The 13,050-nt window shown below is 41.4% G+C and carries 19 protein-coding genes; 5 read left to right on the top strand and 14 right to left on the bottom strand.

Annotation, left to right across the window (positions count from 1 at the left end; genetic code table 11):
• Positions 1-171: 171 nt before the first annotated feature.
• Positions 172-723, bottom strand: coding sequence for a phosphatidylglycerophosphatase A family protein (locus DH10bf12_RS10735; RefSeq protein ID WP_471735287.1), 552 nt, complete (start codon positions 721-723; stop codon positions 172-174).
• A 150-nt stretch (positions 724-873) separates the two neighbouring features.
• Between DH10bf12_RS10735 and DH10bf12_RS10730 the strand changes: the two genes are divergently transcribed.
• The 3 genes from DH10bf12_RS10730 to DH10bf12_RS10720 all read left to right on the top strand — a co-directional run bounded on the left by DH10bf12_RS10730 (position 874) and on the right by DH10bf12_RS10720 (position 2,638).
• Positions 874-1,608 carry an alpha/beta hydrolase gene (locus DH10bf12_RS10730; protein WP_471735286.1) on the top strand — a complete coding sequence of 245 codons (735 nt, stop codon included), beginning with the start codon at positions 874-876 and terminating at the stop codon, positions 1,606-1,608.
• An 83-nt stretch (positions 1,609-1,691) separates the two neighbouring features.
• Positions 1,692-2,207 carry a YjcG family protein gene (locus DH10bf12_RS10725; RefSeq protein ID WP_471735285.1) on the top strand — a complete coding sequence of 172 codons (516 nt, stop codon included), beginning with the start codon at positions 1,692-1,694 and terminating at the stop codon, positions 2,205-2,207.
• Positions 2,207-2,638: a GNAT family N-acetyltransferase gene (locus tag DH10bf12_RS10720; RefSeq protein ID WP_471735284.1), complete on the top strand. Its 432-nt coding sequence runs from the start codon at positions 2,207-2,209 to the stop codon at positions 2,636-2,638. Before DH10bf12_RS10725 ends, DH10bf12_RS10720 begins: the two co-directional genes overlap by 1 nt.
• 40 nt (positions 2,639-2,678) lie before the next feature.
• Here DH10bf12_RS10720 and DH10bf12_RS10715 read toward each other — a convergent pair whose 3' ends face one another.
• The 7 genes from DH10bf12_RS10715 to DH10bf12_RS10685 form a co-directional block, all read right to left on the bottom strand.
• On the bottom strand, positions 2,679-2,969 hold the full coding sequence (locus tag DH10bf12_RS10715; protein ID WP_471735283.1) for a hypothetical protein: 291 nt from the start codon (positions 2,967-2,969) through the stop codon (positions 2,679-2,681).
• Positions 2,970-3,063: 94 nt separating this feature from the next.
• Positions 3,064-3,318, bottom strand: coding sequence for a stage VI sporulation protein F (locus DH10bf12_RS10710; RefSeq protein ID WP_471735282.1), 255 nt, complete (start codon positions 3,316-3,318; stop codon positions 3,064-3,066).
• A 56-nt stretch (positions 3,319-3,374) separates the two neighbouring features.
• Entirely contained in the window at positions 3,375-3,491 is a 117-nt protein-coding gene (locus tag DH10bf12_RS10705) for a YjcZ family sporulation protein (RefSeq protein WP_039808466.1), read from the bottom strand.
• 61 nt (positions 3,492-3,552) lie between these two features.
• On the bottom strand, positions 3,553-3,909 hold the full coding sequence (gene spoVAE, locus DH10bf12_RS10700) for a stage V sporulation protein AE (protein WP_471735281.1): 357 nt from the start codon (positions 3,907-3,909) through the stop codon (positions 3,553-3,555).
• Between the two features lies 1 nt (position 3,910).
• Positions 3,911-4,924 (bottom strand): stage V sporulation protein AD, encoded by a 1,014-nt coding sequence (spoVAD, locus tag DH10bf12_RS10695; protein ID WP_471735280.1) that lies wholly within the window; start codon positions 4,922-4,924, stop codon positions 3,911-3,913.
• The gene (spoVAC, locus tag DH10bf12_RS10690) at positions 4,925-5,383 is read right to left on the bottom strand and encodes a stage V sporulation protein AC (protein ID WP_471735279.1); all 459 of its coding nucleotides are present in this window, start codon (positions 5,381-5,383) and stop codon (positions 4,925-4,927) included.
• 12 nt (positions 5,384-5,395) lie between these two features.
• Entirely contained in the window at positions 5,396-5,821 is a 426-nt protein-coding gene (locus tag DH10bf12_RS10685; RefSeq protein WP_471735278.1) for a sporulation protein, read from the bottom strand.
• A 148-nt stretch (positions 5,822-5,969) separates the two neighbouring features.
• Between DH10bf12_RS10685 and DH10bf12_RS10680 the strand changes: the two genes are divergently transcribed.
• Positions 5,970-6,503, top strand: a complete 534-nt coding sequence (locus DH10bf12_RS10680; RefSeq protein ID WP_471735277.1) for a CotY/CotZ family spore coat protein — start codon at positions 5,970-5,972, stop codon at positions 6,501-6,503.
• 83 nt (positions 6,504-6,586) lie between these two features.
• On the opposite strand, the gene DH10bf12_RS10675 is transcribed toward DH10bf12_RS10680, so the two are convergent.
• The 3 genes from DH10bf12_RS10675 to mgtE form a co-directional block, all read right to left on the bottom strand.
• A complete protein-coding gene (locus tag DH10bf12_RS10675; protein WP_471735276.1) occupies positions 6,587-7,021 on the bottom strand; it encodes a hypothetical protein in 435 nt (144 codons plus the stop codon).
• 286 nt (positions 7,022-7,307) lie between these two features.
• A complete protein-coding gene (gene fabI, locus DH10bf12_RS10670) occupies positions 7,308-8,081 on the bottom strand; it encodes an enoyl-ACP reductase FabI (protein ID WP_471735275.1) in 774 nt (257 codons plus the stop codon).
• Between the two features lie 246 nt (positions 8,082-8,327).
• On the bottom strand, positions 8,328-9,698 hold the full coding sequence (mgtE, locus tag DH10bf12_RS10665; protein ID WP_471735274.1) for a magnesium transporter: 1,371 nt from the start codon (positions 9,696-9,698) through the stop codon (positions 8,328-8,330).
• Between the two features lie 159 nt (positions 9,699-9,857).
• Between mgtE and prpE the strand changes: the two genes are divergently transcribed.
• The gene (prpE, locus tag DH10bf12_RS10660; protein WP_471735273.1) at positions 9,858-10,601 is read left to right on the top strand and encodes a bis(5'-nucleosyl)-tetraphosphatase PrpE; all 744 of its coding nucleotides are present in this window, start codon (positions 9,858-9,860) and stop codon (positions 10,599-10,601) included.
• Positions 10,602-10,603: 2 nt separating this feature from the next.
• Here prpE and DH10bf12_RS10655 read toward each other — a convergent pair whose 3' ends face one another.
• The 3 genes from DH10bf12_RS10655 to yjbM are packed head-to-tail and all read right to left on the bottom strand — an operon-like array spanning position 10,604 to position 12,979.
• Positions 10,604-11,527 (bottom strand): RluA family pseudouridine synthase, encoded by a 924-nt coding sequence (locus tag DH10bf12_RS10655; protein ID WP_471735272.1) that lies wholly within the window; start codon positions 11,525-11,527, stop codon positions 10,604-10,606.
• The gene (locus tag DH10bf12_RS10650) at positions 11,505-12,299 is read right to left on the bottom strand and encodes an NAD kinase (protein WP_039808459.1); all 795 of its coding nucleotides are present in this window, start codon (positions 12,297-12,299) and stop codon (positions 11,505-11,507) included. The genes DH10bf12_RS10655 and DH10bf12_RS10650 overlap by 23 nt, the downstream gene beginning before the upstream one ends.
• Positions 12,296-12,979 carry a GTP diphosphokinase gene (yjbM, locus tag DH10bf12_RS10645; protein ID WP_471738224.1) on the bottom strand — a complete coding sequence of 228 codons (684 nt, stop codon included), beginning with the start codon at positions 12,977-12,979 and terminating at the stop codon, positions 12,296-12,298. Before yjbM ends, DH10bf12_RS10650 begins: the two co-directional genes overlap by 4 nt.
• Positions 12,980-13,050: the final 71 nt, after the last annotated feature.

Here is a 13,050-nt window from a genome sequence, read left to right as displayed (position 1 = left end):
TCATGCAATATTACATTTGTGTCAAACTTAAATCATTTTAAACCTAGTAATTGTTTCTGCAAATATTGATAAATCAAGCATGCAAACGCTATCTATCAAATGACATTCATGACATCAAATGTTAAAAAGATTGCAAATTCATAGGAGGGTTTGTATAAATTTTGAATAACGTTATTCGTCTTCTATAATTCTTCTCTCATTTTTCGGCAGGTTTTCTTCGATATCTCTCAGTCTGTGCGCAAGTCTTGATGATGCATTTGCTGCAATTGCTGCAACCATGTCATCAAGGAATGTATGGATTTTCCCACCTTTTTTTGTATCAAGCTTTTCAATAATGCCAATCTTGTTCTTATCAAGATGTCCAAAAGTCGTAACAGCAATACTGCCATAACCTAATGAAGCGCCGAGTGCGATTGTTTCATCTACACCAAAAAGACCCTCATCTGTTTCTACAAGTGATTGCAAAGGTTCAGTCAGTTTTTTCTGTTCTGCAAGCCGGTCAAGTTCAACCGCTACAAGAATTGCATGCTGCATTTCCCTCTTCAGCAAAACCTTTTCAACACTTTCAATACATTCATCAAGCTGCAGTTTTTCATTGTAAGGCCCCTGCATTTCATATACGATGTCTGCGATATCATCAATGGTAACGCCCCGCTCAATTAATACATTATAAGCTGCCTGCGTTACGTCATGAGAATGGACTCTATCGTTTTTATTCTTCATCATAAATCTCCTTTATTCATTATATTTAAGTGATTCAAACAATCAGGATTTACATATGCCGATCACTCGAATTTGATAACTGTGTAGACTGATATGATACAATCTATTTGTAAACGCTTCAAACTTTTTTTGTAACAGGGAGGATTTCTGATGCCTAAAACAGGAACAGTAAAAGAACACCAGCTATACAGTGAGGCGCTCGGGGAAGAGATGAATTTACTAGTGTATCTTCCTCACAACTATTCGCCTTTATATAAATACACGGTCCTGATTGCTCAGGATGGAAAAGATTATTTTCAGCTTGGCCGTGTGCCAAGACTGCTGGATCAATTGAATGAAGATGAAAAAATAGAAAACCTGATTTTTGTAGGGGTCCCATATAAAAATGTAAAAGACCGCTATGATAAATATCATCCGGGTGGCAGTCAGCACGATGCTTATGTCCGGTTTATTGCACGGGAGCTAGTACCTTTTATTGATGACGAGTATCCTACTTATAACATTGGTATCGGACGGGCATTAATTGGCGATTCACTGGCGGGGACTGTGTCTTTCCAGGCGGCGTTGAAATATCCAAATACTTTCGGGCGTGTCATTATGCAGTCCCCTCTTGTGAATGAGGATATCATTGAGAATGCACAGGCGTTCACTGATGTTCAGCTGATTAATTTTTATCACATTATCGGGACGGGTGAAACTTCAGTTAAAACGACCAATGGATCAGAAGCAAACTTTCTTGAACCGAACAGAGAACTTCATCAGGTAATGAAAGATAAAAATTACAGTGTATTTTATGATGAATTTGACGGTGAACATTCATGGAAATACTGGCAGCCTGATCTGGCTCGTGTCATGGAAAAAATGTTTAAAAAAACTTCTTATTAACCGACGCAATATTCAATGATTTGTCTGATATAATTGTATGAGAAATTGATTATTTTATGATGTGAAAGAGGAGGCTGACAATAATGAAGTTTGGTATCGCAGTATTCCCTTCAAAAAAATTACAGGATCTTGCTAACTCTTACCGGAAACGCTATGATCCGCACTATTCACTGATTCCGCCTCATTTAACTCTTAAAGAGCCTTTTGATGCAACAGATGATGAAATCAATGTCATTGCAAAAAAGTTAGGTGATGTAGCTTATCATGCAGAGCCTTTTACATTAAGAGCATATAAAATCAGCTCATTTCAGCCTGTTAATAATGTTATTTACATGAAGGTTGATGCTGTGCCTGAATTATTGAATCTTTATGATGCCCTTCACAGCAGTGACTTCGGCGGGGAATCACAATATTCATTCGTTCCTCACATTACCATCGCCCAGAAGCTGTCTAATGATGAACATTCAGATGTATATGGTTCACTGAGAATGGCCGGCGTTGATCATGAGGAAACTGTTGACCGAGTCCACTTGTTATACCAGCTAGAAAATGGTTCATGGACTGTATACGAAACTTATCGTTTAGGCGGCGACAGCTGATGTTTGTAAAGAAAGTTGAAACAGATGAGGAATTGCAGGATGCATACCATGTAAGAAAAGAAGTATTTGTTAAAGAACAGCAGGTCCCTGAAGAATTAGAGCTTGATGAATATGATCAGACTGCTGCCCATTTTGTTCTTTATGCTGAAGATCAGCCGGCAGGTGCCGGGCGATTCAGAATGAAAGATGGTAAAGGGAAAGTTGAAAGAGTATGTGTGATAAAAGCACTTCGCGGTAAGCATGCGGGCGTTCTATTAATGACAGGGATTGAAGAGCATGCAAAAAATTCAGGGATTCATGCACTAATCCTGAATGCACAGACACACGCACTTGGATTCTACGAAAAACTCGGCTATCAAGTCATCTCAGACGAGTTTATGGATGCCGGTATTCCGCATTACACGATGCAAAAAGACATACAGATATCATGAAAAAAGCAGCTGCATGATCGCAGCTGCTTTTTTGTTGTATTTAAATAGTTGCATTAAAGTTTTGTCCTTTGCCTGTCACTTTTGGAATCAGATGTGGTGGGATTGTCTGGATGTGAAAGATAGGCGCATCACCGCTTTTAAAGTCTCTTTCACGTTTCTTAGTTTTTCTATCCATTTTCTCCTCAAGCTCTTCTTCAAAATCTTTGTCAGATCTGCGAAGCGGACTGACTCTTTGAACAGGCGTTAAGAAGTATGGATCGTAATCCTTCATAGTGACTCTCTCGGCGTACTGTTGGTACTGCAGCTGATTTACTGGTGCGATATAGCCCATTCTTATCACCTCCGAATATTATCTATATTACCTTGATTACATAAAATTAAACTTCCTGATAAACTTTTCGGGCATCAGCTGGTTTTTATAGGGGTCATTTTTTATTTATCATATTGGACAACGTCTGATAATCAAGTTTTTCCCCTTTAGCTGTAACAGTTTGCGCAATTTTTTCTTCCATTTCTTTTGTGATTGGTTTCCCTGCAGCCGATGCTACCTGGCGTACCAGCTTTTTAACGGTTTGTTCATCGTTAAAATCCGCATGCTGAAATGCATTTGCAAGCGCAAAAATCTGATCCATATTTACCCCGGTTTTATTCTCTATCTTTTTAAAAAAAGCATCATTCATATTTAACCCTCCCTTTGATTGTCAAAAGCCACCCCATACCGGAGTGGCTTTCGCGCTTAATAGTAGAAGCTCGCGCCAACAATAACTAACAGAATGAAAAGCACAACAATCAGCACAAACGTAGAGCCGCCATTGTACCCGCCATAATTGCCATATCCGCAGTTGCCGTACATACCTTCACCCCCTGACTTCTATATTCTATGTAGGAGGTATACAGAAAGAGTGGGCATACGTTCAGGCTTTCGGTTTAAATATAAGTGCACCGATAAACCCGAATATAATCGCTGCAGAGATACCTGAGCTTGTGACTTCAAACATACCTGTCATGACGCCAATGATGCCGTGCTTTTCTGCTTCCTGCATTGCGCCGTGCAGCAATGCATTGCCAAATGAAGTGATCGGCACTGTCGCGCCCGCTCCTGCAAAATCGATCAGCGGCTCATACAATCCAAACGCTTCGAGCAGTGCTCCGCTTACGACAAGCGTGCTGAGTGTATGTGCAGGGGTGAGTTTTAATACATCCATCATTAATTGGCCAATCACACAAATTAATCCACCGACAACAAATGCCCAGAAAAACATCGGGATCATCTTAATGCACTCCTTTCATTGGACTGACCAGTGATACAGCATGAGCGATACACGGAATGGTTTCTTTTTGCTGGAAGGTCAGGGGAGATAAGAGTGCACCGGTTGCAACGACTAAAATTCGGCTGACAGTACCTTCAGCTAATTGGTTTAAAAAGTAACTGTAGACCATTGCAGCAGAACAAGCAGGACCGCTCCCGCCTGCCATCACCTCATCTATCCCGCGGTAAATCATTTTTCCACAATCTAAAAATTGTTCCTCTGTCAGATGTATATTTTTTTTATCTAATATATCCTTTACAGTCGCATGACCGATCTCAGCTAAATCGCCTGTAATGATGTAATCATAATCCTGAGGTGTTTCATCACACTGCTGCAGATGTCTTTCAATCACATCAGCTGCAGCGAGTGACATGGCAGCACCCATATTAAAAGGGTCTGTCATACTAATATCCTGTACTCTGCCAATGGTGGCTTTTTCGATATATGCCATCGGATTATCACTGCTGCTGCTGACAATGACAGCACCTGCAGCAGTAACCGTCCATTGTGCTGTAGGCGGCTTTTGCCCTCCATATTCAGTTGGATATCTGAACTGTTTTTCTGTTGCTGCGTTGTGACTAGAAACACCGGTTAAAACATAATCAGTAAATCCCCCATCTATTAGTGCTCCAGCTAATGCTAAACCTTCCATTGAACTTGCACACGCACTGAAGATGCCCAGGTAAGGGATCTCTAAAGTTCTTGCTGTCATACTGCTCGGTGTAATCTGATTAATCAAATCGCCTGATATGAGACAGTCAATATCCTCTCTATTCATATTTGCTTTTTCCAGCACCATATTTGAAGCAGTTTCCATTAACCTTCGCTGTGCTTTTTCAAACGTTTTCTCACCCATATATAAGTCTTCAAAAAAAGTATCAAATGAAGCAGAATATGGACTGTTTTTTTCGAAAGGACCTGCCGCTACTGCAGAAGCTATAATTGATGGACGCGAGGAAAAATGCCACGTTTTCATTCAGATGACTCCTATTTGAATCAGAATTGTTTTAACGAGTGCAATAAAAAAAGCTGATATGACGCCAAATACGATGACAGACCCTGCGAGCTTAAAAATATTTCCTCCTACACCAAGTACCAATCCTTCACTTCTGTGTTCAATTGCAGCGCTTACTACAGCATTACCAAACCCGGTTACTGGTACCGCACTGCCCGCTCCTGCAAACTGCCCGAGCTTTTGATAAAGACCAAACCCGGTAAGCAGCATTGAAAAAAATACCATAATTGCTACAGTTGGATTTCCTGCTGTCTGTTCGGTAAACGGAAAATAACTGATTAAAAACAGCGTCACAAGCTGTCCGATTGTACATATAAAACCACCTACTAAAAATGCTTTCAGACAGTTTTTCAGTACCGGTCTTTTAATCTCATTTTGTTCTGCAGCATTTTTTGACTGCCTGACCCAACTATCAGCCACATTCATCACCTCTTACGTCATTTCTTTTTTCAATTTAATGATTTTTTCAATTTCATCCATCGCTTCTTTCTCACTTAATGAGTCGGACGCCCACTTATTTGAAAGGTCATATAATTCAAGGAAGATTTTATAATCACTTGAAAGCACGATTTCCTTATCCGGATACTTGTCTTCGAGCCAGGCTTTCATCTCTTTTTCGATCCCCTTCATTTGGAAGCGGTGAAGGTGTTTTACTTTATAACTGACAACAAGCGTTGAATCTGCAGCCACTACAACAGAATCATATAGCTCTTTCGTATCCTCTATATGCTCCGCAACCTCTTTAATCGTACCGTTTTCACTATCATGAATTTTGACATGGACAGGACCGGTCTGCTCGAGTGCAGCGCAGCCGGACATGAAAACTAAGCATATTGCCGGTAAAAATAACTTTTTCATCGAATCGCCTCTTTGCCGTTCTGAATAGAGATAGTTTGTCTTACTCTCAAAGGTTTTATGCCTAATTTTAAAAAACACGGCAAATGACCACTCTCTTGCCGTGAAGTTTGAATAAAGTATATAGAATTCAAGTAAAGGAGGAGAAAAAATGAGTTGTGGAAAAAGAAATGAAGTCGGTGGAACTGGGGATCATCATCACCATCACCACCGTAATTGTGTGTGCGAGGTTGTCCGGGCAATAAAAGATATCCAGGACAACGCTGTTGATGTCGACTGTCAGCCTTGTTTAACTGACTGCTTTTTAGAGCCCCTTGGTGATCTGGTTGCGCCTTCAAGAAGACGCCGTGCAGATACACGTGTATTTACACTGAAAACGAAGGACGGTTCGCCATTCCATGCTTTTTATAAGGACACTGATTTTAAAGATCATGACTGTATCTCAGTATTTTTCAGAGTTGAGTCAATTTTTGATGGATGCTGCGCAACACTTCGCGTACTTGAGCCAAGAGACCATCACGGCAATGAAGTCGACCTTCTAAATGAATGCGGTACAAAAATTAAGCTGAGTAAGCTTTGTAAAGTAGTAGATTTTGATTCTACGGATAGCTGTGTAACTGTTGACTTGAGCTGCTTCTGTGCGGTTCAGTGTATTAAAGACGTGCACCTTGGAATCTGTGACTAGTTAGTGGGGGGATTCTCCCTGATCTTTCTCTGCAAAAAGACATCCTGATCAAAGGATGTCTTTTTAGCATGGTGAATAAAGTTTTAATAAATCGTAATATCATTCAATTCATTTAAGCTTATACTGACTTCATTGCCTTTGAGTGTTTTGACTGTAAGGCCGCTTTGATCCTGATTTGATAGAACGCCATAAATTTCACTGCCATCATCTTTTAGAAAGCGGCACTGAAATGGAGCCCTCCTTCCTTCAAAAGCACCAAGGTAACCCAGTTTTTCATGAAGAGTCATTTTTTTAAATGGCTTAAGTTCTTTAAAGGTAAATTTTTCTTCCTTCGGTTCTTCCGACAGCGGTTTTTCAATCACAGATTCTTCTACATATCCAAGCGGCGGTACTTTTGCTTTTTTTACAGGGGTTTTTTCATGAACTGAAGGAGCCTGATAGTAGTGCTGCATGACAGGCTTTATTTCAGGAAACTCCGGCTGGTTGACATAAAGAAGCGGACGCCCCTTTTTGTGCAATACCTCACTCCCTTTAACGGTTAGTGGTTCAGTATATGTATATGGTATGGGTTATATTCAACATAATGAGTTACGTTGGTGCTGTGTGGTTCGACGGGAAATAAAGTATGTCCGATGAGAAATAACTGGTGTTCGACGTATATAGTATGAAGTTCGCGACTTGGATGATCTAGTTCGATGCAAAACCCACTATGTTCGGCACTCAGGGTCATTTTACCTATACAGATGCCAGGTCCACTCAGGACAACAAAAAAAGCTTATCAGCAAATGCCGATAAGCCTTTTAATTATCCTACAATATGATAACCCGAATCTACGTGAAGGTTCTCCCCAGTCATTCCACGTGAATAGTCACTGAATAAGAATGCTGCAGTATCGCCAACTTCTTCAGGCGTTGTGTTTCTTTTAAGTGGCGCTTTCTCTTCAATCTCTTTTAAAATCGAGTTGAAATCATTAATCCCTTTAGCTGAAAGCGTTCTGATTGGTCCTGCTGAAATGGAGTTAACGCGGATATTATCTTTACCAAGGTCTCCTGCAAGATAACGTACGCTTGCTTCAAGAGAAGCTTTCGCTACCCCCATTACATTGTAATTAGGCAGAATACGCTCTCCACCAAGGTAAGTCAATGTCACAATACTTCCGCCTTCTGTCATTAACGGACGTGCTTCCTTCGCAACAGCAGTCAGTGAATACGAGCTGATATTATGTGCAAGAAGGAAATTATCACGGTTCGTATTTGTATAATCACCCTGCAGATCTTCTTTGACAGCGAATGCAATACAGTGTGCAAATCCGTGGATTGTGCCAACACTTTCTTTGATTGTGTTAAAGCATGATTTGATCTCTTCATCATTAGTTATATCACACGGCAAAATTAATTCATGGTTGCCTTTTAATGTACTGACGAGGTCGCGTACAGGTTTTTCAAAACGTTCGCCTGCATATGTAAAGACTAAATTCGCGCCAGCCTCATCAAGTGATCTGGCAATCCCCCAGGCAATACTTCTTTTATTGGCAACACCCATTACAACAATTGTTTTTCCTTTTAGTGATAAGCTCATTGTGTCCTCCTTGTTTAGAACAAGTTATTAGTACCTGATACCAACTTAACACATTTGAATGAATAGAGGCAATATTTATCTGACTGCCAAAAAGAAGAGAGCGGGATTTAGCCCCACTCTCTTTCTGAGTTTGCCTTACTTCTGGCGAATGCTTCCCGCGGGCCGCATTGTGCTCCGCTCACCAAGACTTCCATTTAAAATCCAATTAATTTGTTTCTGAGAAACGGACTTCATGTAAATGTTAAATTAAAGATAGCTCATAAATGTCGTAGCGATTCCAAAATAAATCAAAATACTGATAATATCGTTAATCGTTGTGATAAACGGCCCTGATGCGACGGCCGGGTCAATATTGAATTTGTGCATAACAAGTGGCACGAGTGATCCTGCGAGTGTTGCAACGATCAGTGATGCAAAGATAGAAAAGCCAACCAGAAGCCCCAAGAAGAAATGACCCTGCCAGACATATACGATCCCTGTAACCAGAATGCCGCAGACTGTACCGGTGATCAGACCTGTACCTGCTTCTCTCATAATCAGTTTCATCTTACTCTCATCTTTGATATCACCTGTAGCAATACTTCTGACTGCAACGGCAAGTGCCTGTGTTCCTGTGTTCCCTGCCATACCTGCAATCAGGGGAATGAACACTGCGAGGATAGCTACCTGCTCAAGTGTATCTTCAAAGCTTCCGATCAGATTGGCTGTCAGCATACCAAGGAACAATAGCGCGATCAGCCATGGCAGACGCTTTCTCGCCGCCTTGATGGGCGTGCGGTCACGTGAATCCATATCTGAGACCCCGGCAAGCTTGGAGTAGTCATCAGATGCCTCTTCGTCTAAAACATCGATGATATCATCGACTGTGATAATGCCGAGTAAATGCTGCTGGAAATCTACAACCGGCAATGCAAGAAAGTCGTAATCTTTCATCATTCTTGCAACATTTTCCTGATCTTCACTTACTGAAACAGAGACAACTCTGTCAGACATAATTTCTTTAATCAACCGGTCCTCTTCTGATGTGATCAGATCTCTGAGCGAAACAACGCCGACCAGCTTTCTGTCTTCATTTATAACGAACGTATAGTAAATCGTTTCAGCATCCGGCGCTTTATTTCTAAGAATCGCCATCGCTGAGCGGACAGTTGAATGTTCAGGAATTGAAATAAACTCCGTGGTCATAATGGAGCCGGCAGTATACTCCTCGTAATGAAGAAGGTTTTTAATTTCCTGCGCCGACTCCTGATCCATAATCGTTAAGTAACTGGCTGCCTGATCTTTATTCAATTCATTCAGGACGTCTACTGCGTCATCTGTATACATGTGTGAAAGTGTATCTGCAGCATACTGTGCATTCATTTCAGCAAAAAGCGGTTCATAATCCTCATCGTCCGCTTCGATGTTTTCAATGATTTCTCCCATTTCTTCAGGGGATAGATATTCATAAATTTTTACCCGCTGCCGAGGGTCAAGTCTGAAATAAAACTGGGCACGGTCATAAGGATGCAGATTAAAGTACTCGTCTCTAAACACATCAAATTCATTATTTTCAAGCGATCTTATTAAATAATCTTCATCAATCACTGTTTCTCTTTCAAGTTCCTGTTCAGCCATTTAACCCACACTCCTTTCATTCTGGCAAAGCAGCCTATATGTGATATTTAAGACTGACTGGTGGTAAACTGAGAAATAATCGGCAATAAAAAGCACACTTTATATAGATATCGCTTTTTAATTAAAAAATCAATGGTTTATACCTGCAAGGAGGCAGACATGCAAATAGATATAATTGGTGATATTCACGGTTGTCATGATGAGTGGGTTTCTTTAACAAAAAAGCTCGGCTATTCCTGGAAAACCGGTTTACCTGTTCACCCCGGAGGAAGACATCTCGCATTTGTCGGGGACCTGACAGATAGAGGGCCTGATTCAGTCCAGGTAATAAGAGATGTTTTCCGCGTGGTAAAAGAACATCATGCTTTTTATGTACCCGGGAATCACTGTAATAAGCTTTACCGCTATCTTAAAGGGAATAATGTAAAGTTGATCCATGGGCTTGAAACCACTGCTGCTGAACTCGAACGGCTCTCTGAAAAAGAAAGAAAGGAAGTCACTGCACAATTTTTAACACTTTATGAAACAGCACCGCTATATCACGTGCTTGATCATAAGCGGCTTGTAATTGCCCACGCCGGTATTAGAGAAGATGATATCGGCCAGTTCAATAAACGTGTGGCTGTTTTTGTACTCTATGGTGATATTACAGGAGAGAAAAATGAAAAAGGCCTGCCTGTCAGGAAAGACTGGGCAAGGCATTATAAAGGTAAACCCTGGATTGTTTACGGCCATACACCTGTTCATGAGGCAAGGTTTAAGAATCGCACTGTCAATATCGATACCGGGGCTGTATTCGGCAACAAACTGACAGCACTCAGATATCCTGAAATGGAAATCATCTCTGTTCCATCGTCAATGGCTTATAATCCAGAAAAGTTCAGGGATGATGAGCTGGCATAAAGTTATCCTTTTATGCCAACTCTCTTCATCAGTTCTGATAGATCATCCGGCAAAGGCGATTCTACTTCAAGGTTTTCCCCTGTGACCGGATGAGGCAACGTCAGTTTTCTGCAGTGCAAGGCCTGTCTACCTATCAGGTCGCACTTTCCACCATACAAATCATCGCCTGCAAGCGGATGACCCAGCCACGACGTGTGAACCCTGATCTGATGAGTTCTGCCTGTTTCCAGTTTGAAAGACAGCATTGTGTGGTGCTCGCCTGCAGACATTTTTTTAAAGTGGGTCACTGCACGCCTGCCTTCACTGTCCACCATTCTTGTAATGATGCTGTCCGGTTCACGTGCAATCGGCTGATCGATCGTGCCCGACTCTTCTGTTACTGTCCCTTCAGCAATTGCAATATATTCTCTGTTCACCAGATTTGCCTGCTGCATCTCACTGAGCAGATGATGAATGTGAGCATACTTGGCAGCAAGCACGACCCCTGAAGTATCTTTATCCAGCCTGGTTGCAATATGAATACCAGCTGCTATCCCATGCCTGTCATAATAGCCTGCCAGCGCATTTGCAAGTGAGCCGGTCTGAGCATCACGAGAAGGGATTGTATTCATTCCGGCCGGCTTAAAGACGGCCAGCAGCCAGCTATCTTCATATAAGACCTCAAGATTCAGGTCTTCCGGTATTAAGGATTCACTTCGGGTCTCCGGTGGAAAATAGATTTCCACCTGATCCCCCGCCTGACATTTCCTTCTCACCGTTACTTCTTCACCATTTAAAAAGATTCCGCCACCATCATATTTAATGGCCGTCAGACCCCTTTTTGAAATGCCTTTTAACCCTAAATATTCACGCAGCAGCAGGTTATGTTCTTCTGTCCCTACCGTCCACTCCATTATTAAACGTTTATCCATCGATGAACGAGTCATGTACTCTCTTCCAGAATGGGAATGGTCTGAACCGTGCAAACCTGATTTTCTCATCTGCGACACGATACTGGATGGATTTCACATCTTTATGAACAAGTGTCAAATGGTCGATTGTAATCATAAAGTCAGAGCGGTTTACAGGCTTAAGCATGCAGGTGTGGTGCGCCGGCATAATGAGTGGTGAACCGACTGTTCTGAATACCCGGTTGTTAATCGATGCCATTTCAGCTAATTGAATTGAAGGTAATGACGGGTGGATAATTGCACCGCCCAGTGCTTTATTGTAAGCAGTAGATCCAGAAGGTGTAGATAGACACAGCCCGTCCCCTCTGAATACCTCAAAGTGTTGACCTCTGATTTCAACGTCCATTACGAGTGTACCGTCCACACTCTTAACAGTGGATTCGTTCAGGGCAAGATAGCGTGTTTCACGTCCTCCGTTTTTATAACGGATAATCGCCTCCATTAAAGGATATTCAATAATCTGATAAGGTGTTTTAGCAATTGCAATCACGAGTTTTTCAATTTCATCAGGTACCCAGTCAGCATAGAAGCCGAGGTGACCAGTATGTACACCAACAAAGGCTGTTTTGGACAGACGGGAGCTGTACCGGTGGAAAGCATAAAGCAGCGTTCCATCCCCGCCAACTGATATGACGATTTCAGGTTCCTTTTCATCGTATTCCAGATTAAAATCCTTCAAGTATGTACGCATCTTATGCATTAGTGCATTTGATTTCGCGTCACCTTTAGATGTAATTGCAAATTTCATCGTGTCCCTCCTCCATTCCATCCATTTTCCCGATCATCTTTGTGCTGGTTGCCCTTTTCTTTGTTTTTCTGAAAAAAGACCTGGGCTTCCTGAATTTCTTCTCTGATCTCAGACATTTCTTCGTCCAATCTGAAAGCCGCTTCAGCAGCACGCTGGAGCCTGTTTTGGATATCTTCAGGGAATTGCCCCTGGTATTTATAATTGAGTGAGTGTTCAATTGTAGCCCAAAAGTTCATGGCGAGTGTTCTGATTTGTATCTCGGCAAGTATTTTCTTTTCACCATTAATCGTTTGCACAGGATATTCAATGACAACATGATAGGACCTGTACCCACTTGATTTCTTGTGTGAAATATAATCCTTTTCCTCTACAATGATAAAGTCTTTACGCTGTCTCAACAGCTTAACCACTTTTTCAATGTCATCTACAAACTGACACATCATTCTGAGTCCCGCAATATCCTGAATCTGAAAAGCAAGCTGGTTAAATTCATGCTCAGAAATCTCTTTTTCCCTTGCTTTATCTAAAATGCTTGCAATGGGCTTTACCCTTCCTGTTACAAATTCAATCGGGGAATGAGTTTGTTCAAGTTGAAACTGTGTACGCATACCTTTTAATTTGATCTTTAATTCATCTACAGCCTGTTTATAAGGCTCAAGAAATGTTTCCCATTTCATCAGCATCACCCCGTCAGTTTGTCTAACTCAGGTTTTTCTAGTCCATTAGTTGCCTTTACATTTTATCACAGAGC

Source organism: Jeotgalibacillus sp. 10bf12 (assembly GCF_055597105.1).
This window is presented reverse-complemented; position numbering and strand designations above follow the sequence as displayed.

Bases quoted from the DNA above. Each gene is read 5' to 3' on its own strand.
- DH10bf12_RS10735 (WP_471735287.1), bottom strand. From the start codon at position 723: ATGAAGAATAAAAACGATAGAGTCCATTCTCATGACGTAACGCAGGCA.
- DH10bf12_RS10730 (WP_471735286.1), top strand. From the start codon at position 874: ATGCCTAAAACAGGAACAGTAAAAGAACACCAGCTATACAGTGAGGCG.
- DH10bf12_RS10725 (WP_471735285.1), top strand. From the start codon at position 1,692: ATGAAGTTTGGTATCGCAGTATTCCCTTCAAAAAAATTACAGGATCTT.
- DH10bf12_RS10720 (WP_471735284.1), top strand. From the start codon at position 2,207: ATGTTTGTAAAGAAAGTTGAAACAGATGAGGAATTGCAGGATGCATAC.
- DH10bf12_RS10715 (WP_471735283.1), bottom strand. From the start codon at position 2,969: ATGGGCTATATCGCACCAGTAAATCAGCTGCAGTACCAACAGTACGCC.
- DH10bf12_RS10710 (WP_471735282.1), bottom strand. From the start codon at position 3,318: ATGAATGATGCTTTTTTTAAAAAGATAGAGAATAAAACCGGGGTAAAT.
- DH10bf12_RS10705 (WP_039808466.1), bottom strand. From the start codon at position 3,491: ATGTACGGCAACTGCGGATATGGCAATTATGGCGGGTACAATGGCGGC.
- spoVAE (WP_471735281.1), bottom strand. From the start codon at position 3,909: ATGATCCCGATGTTTTTCTGGGCATTTGTTGTCGGTGGATTAATTTGT.
- spoVAD (WP_471735280.1), bottom strand. From the start codon at position 4,924: ATGAAAACGTGGCATTTTTCCTCGCGTCCATCAATTATAGCTTCTGCA.
- DH10bf12_RS10685 (WP_471735278.1), bottom strand. From the start codon at position 5,821: ATGAAAAAGTTATTTTTACCGGCAATATGCTTAGTTTTCATGTCCGGC.
- DH10bf12_RS10680 (WP_471735277.1), top strand. From the start codon at position 5,970: ATGAGTTGTGGAAAAAGAAATGAAGTCGGTGGAACTGGGGATCATCAT.
- fabI (WP_471735275.1), bottom strand. From the start codon at position 8,081: ATGAGCTTATCACTAAAAGGAAAAACAATTGTTGTAATGGGTGTTGCC.
- mgtE (WP_471735274.1), bottom strand. From the start codon at position 9,698: ATGGCTGAACAGGAACTTGAAAGAGAAACAGTGATTGATGAAGATTAT.
- prpE (WP_471735273.1), top strand. From the start codon at position 9,858: ATGCAAATAGATATAATTGGTGATATTCACGGTTGTCATGATGAGTGG.
- DH10bf12_RS10655 (WP_471735272.1), bottom strand. From the start codon at position 11,527: ATGACTCGTTCATCGATGGATAAACGTTTAATAATGGAGTGGACGGTA.
- DH10bf12_RS10650 (WP_039808459.1), bottom strand. From the start codon at position 12,299: ATGAAATTTGCAATTACATCTAAAGGTGACGCGAAATCAAATGCACTA.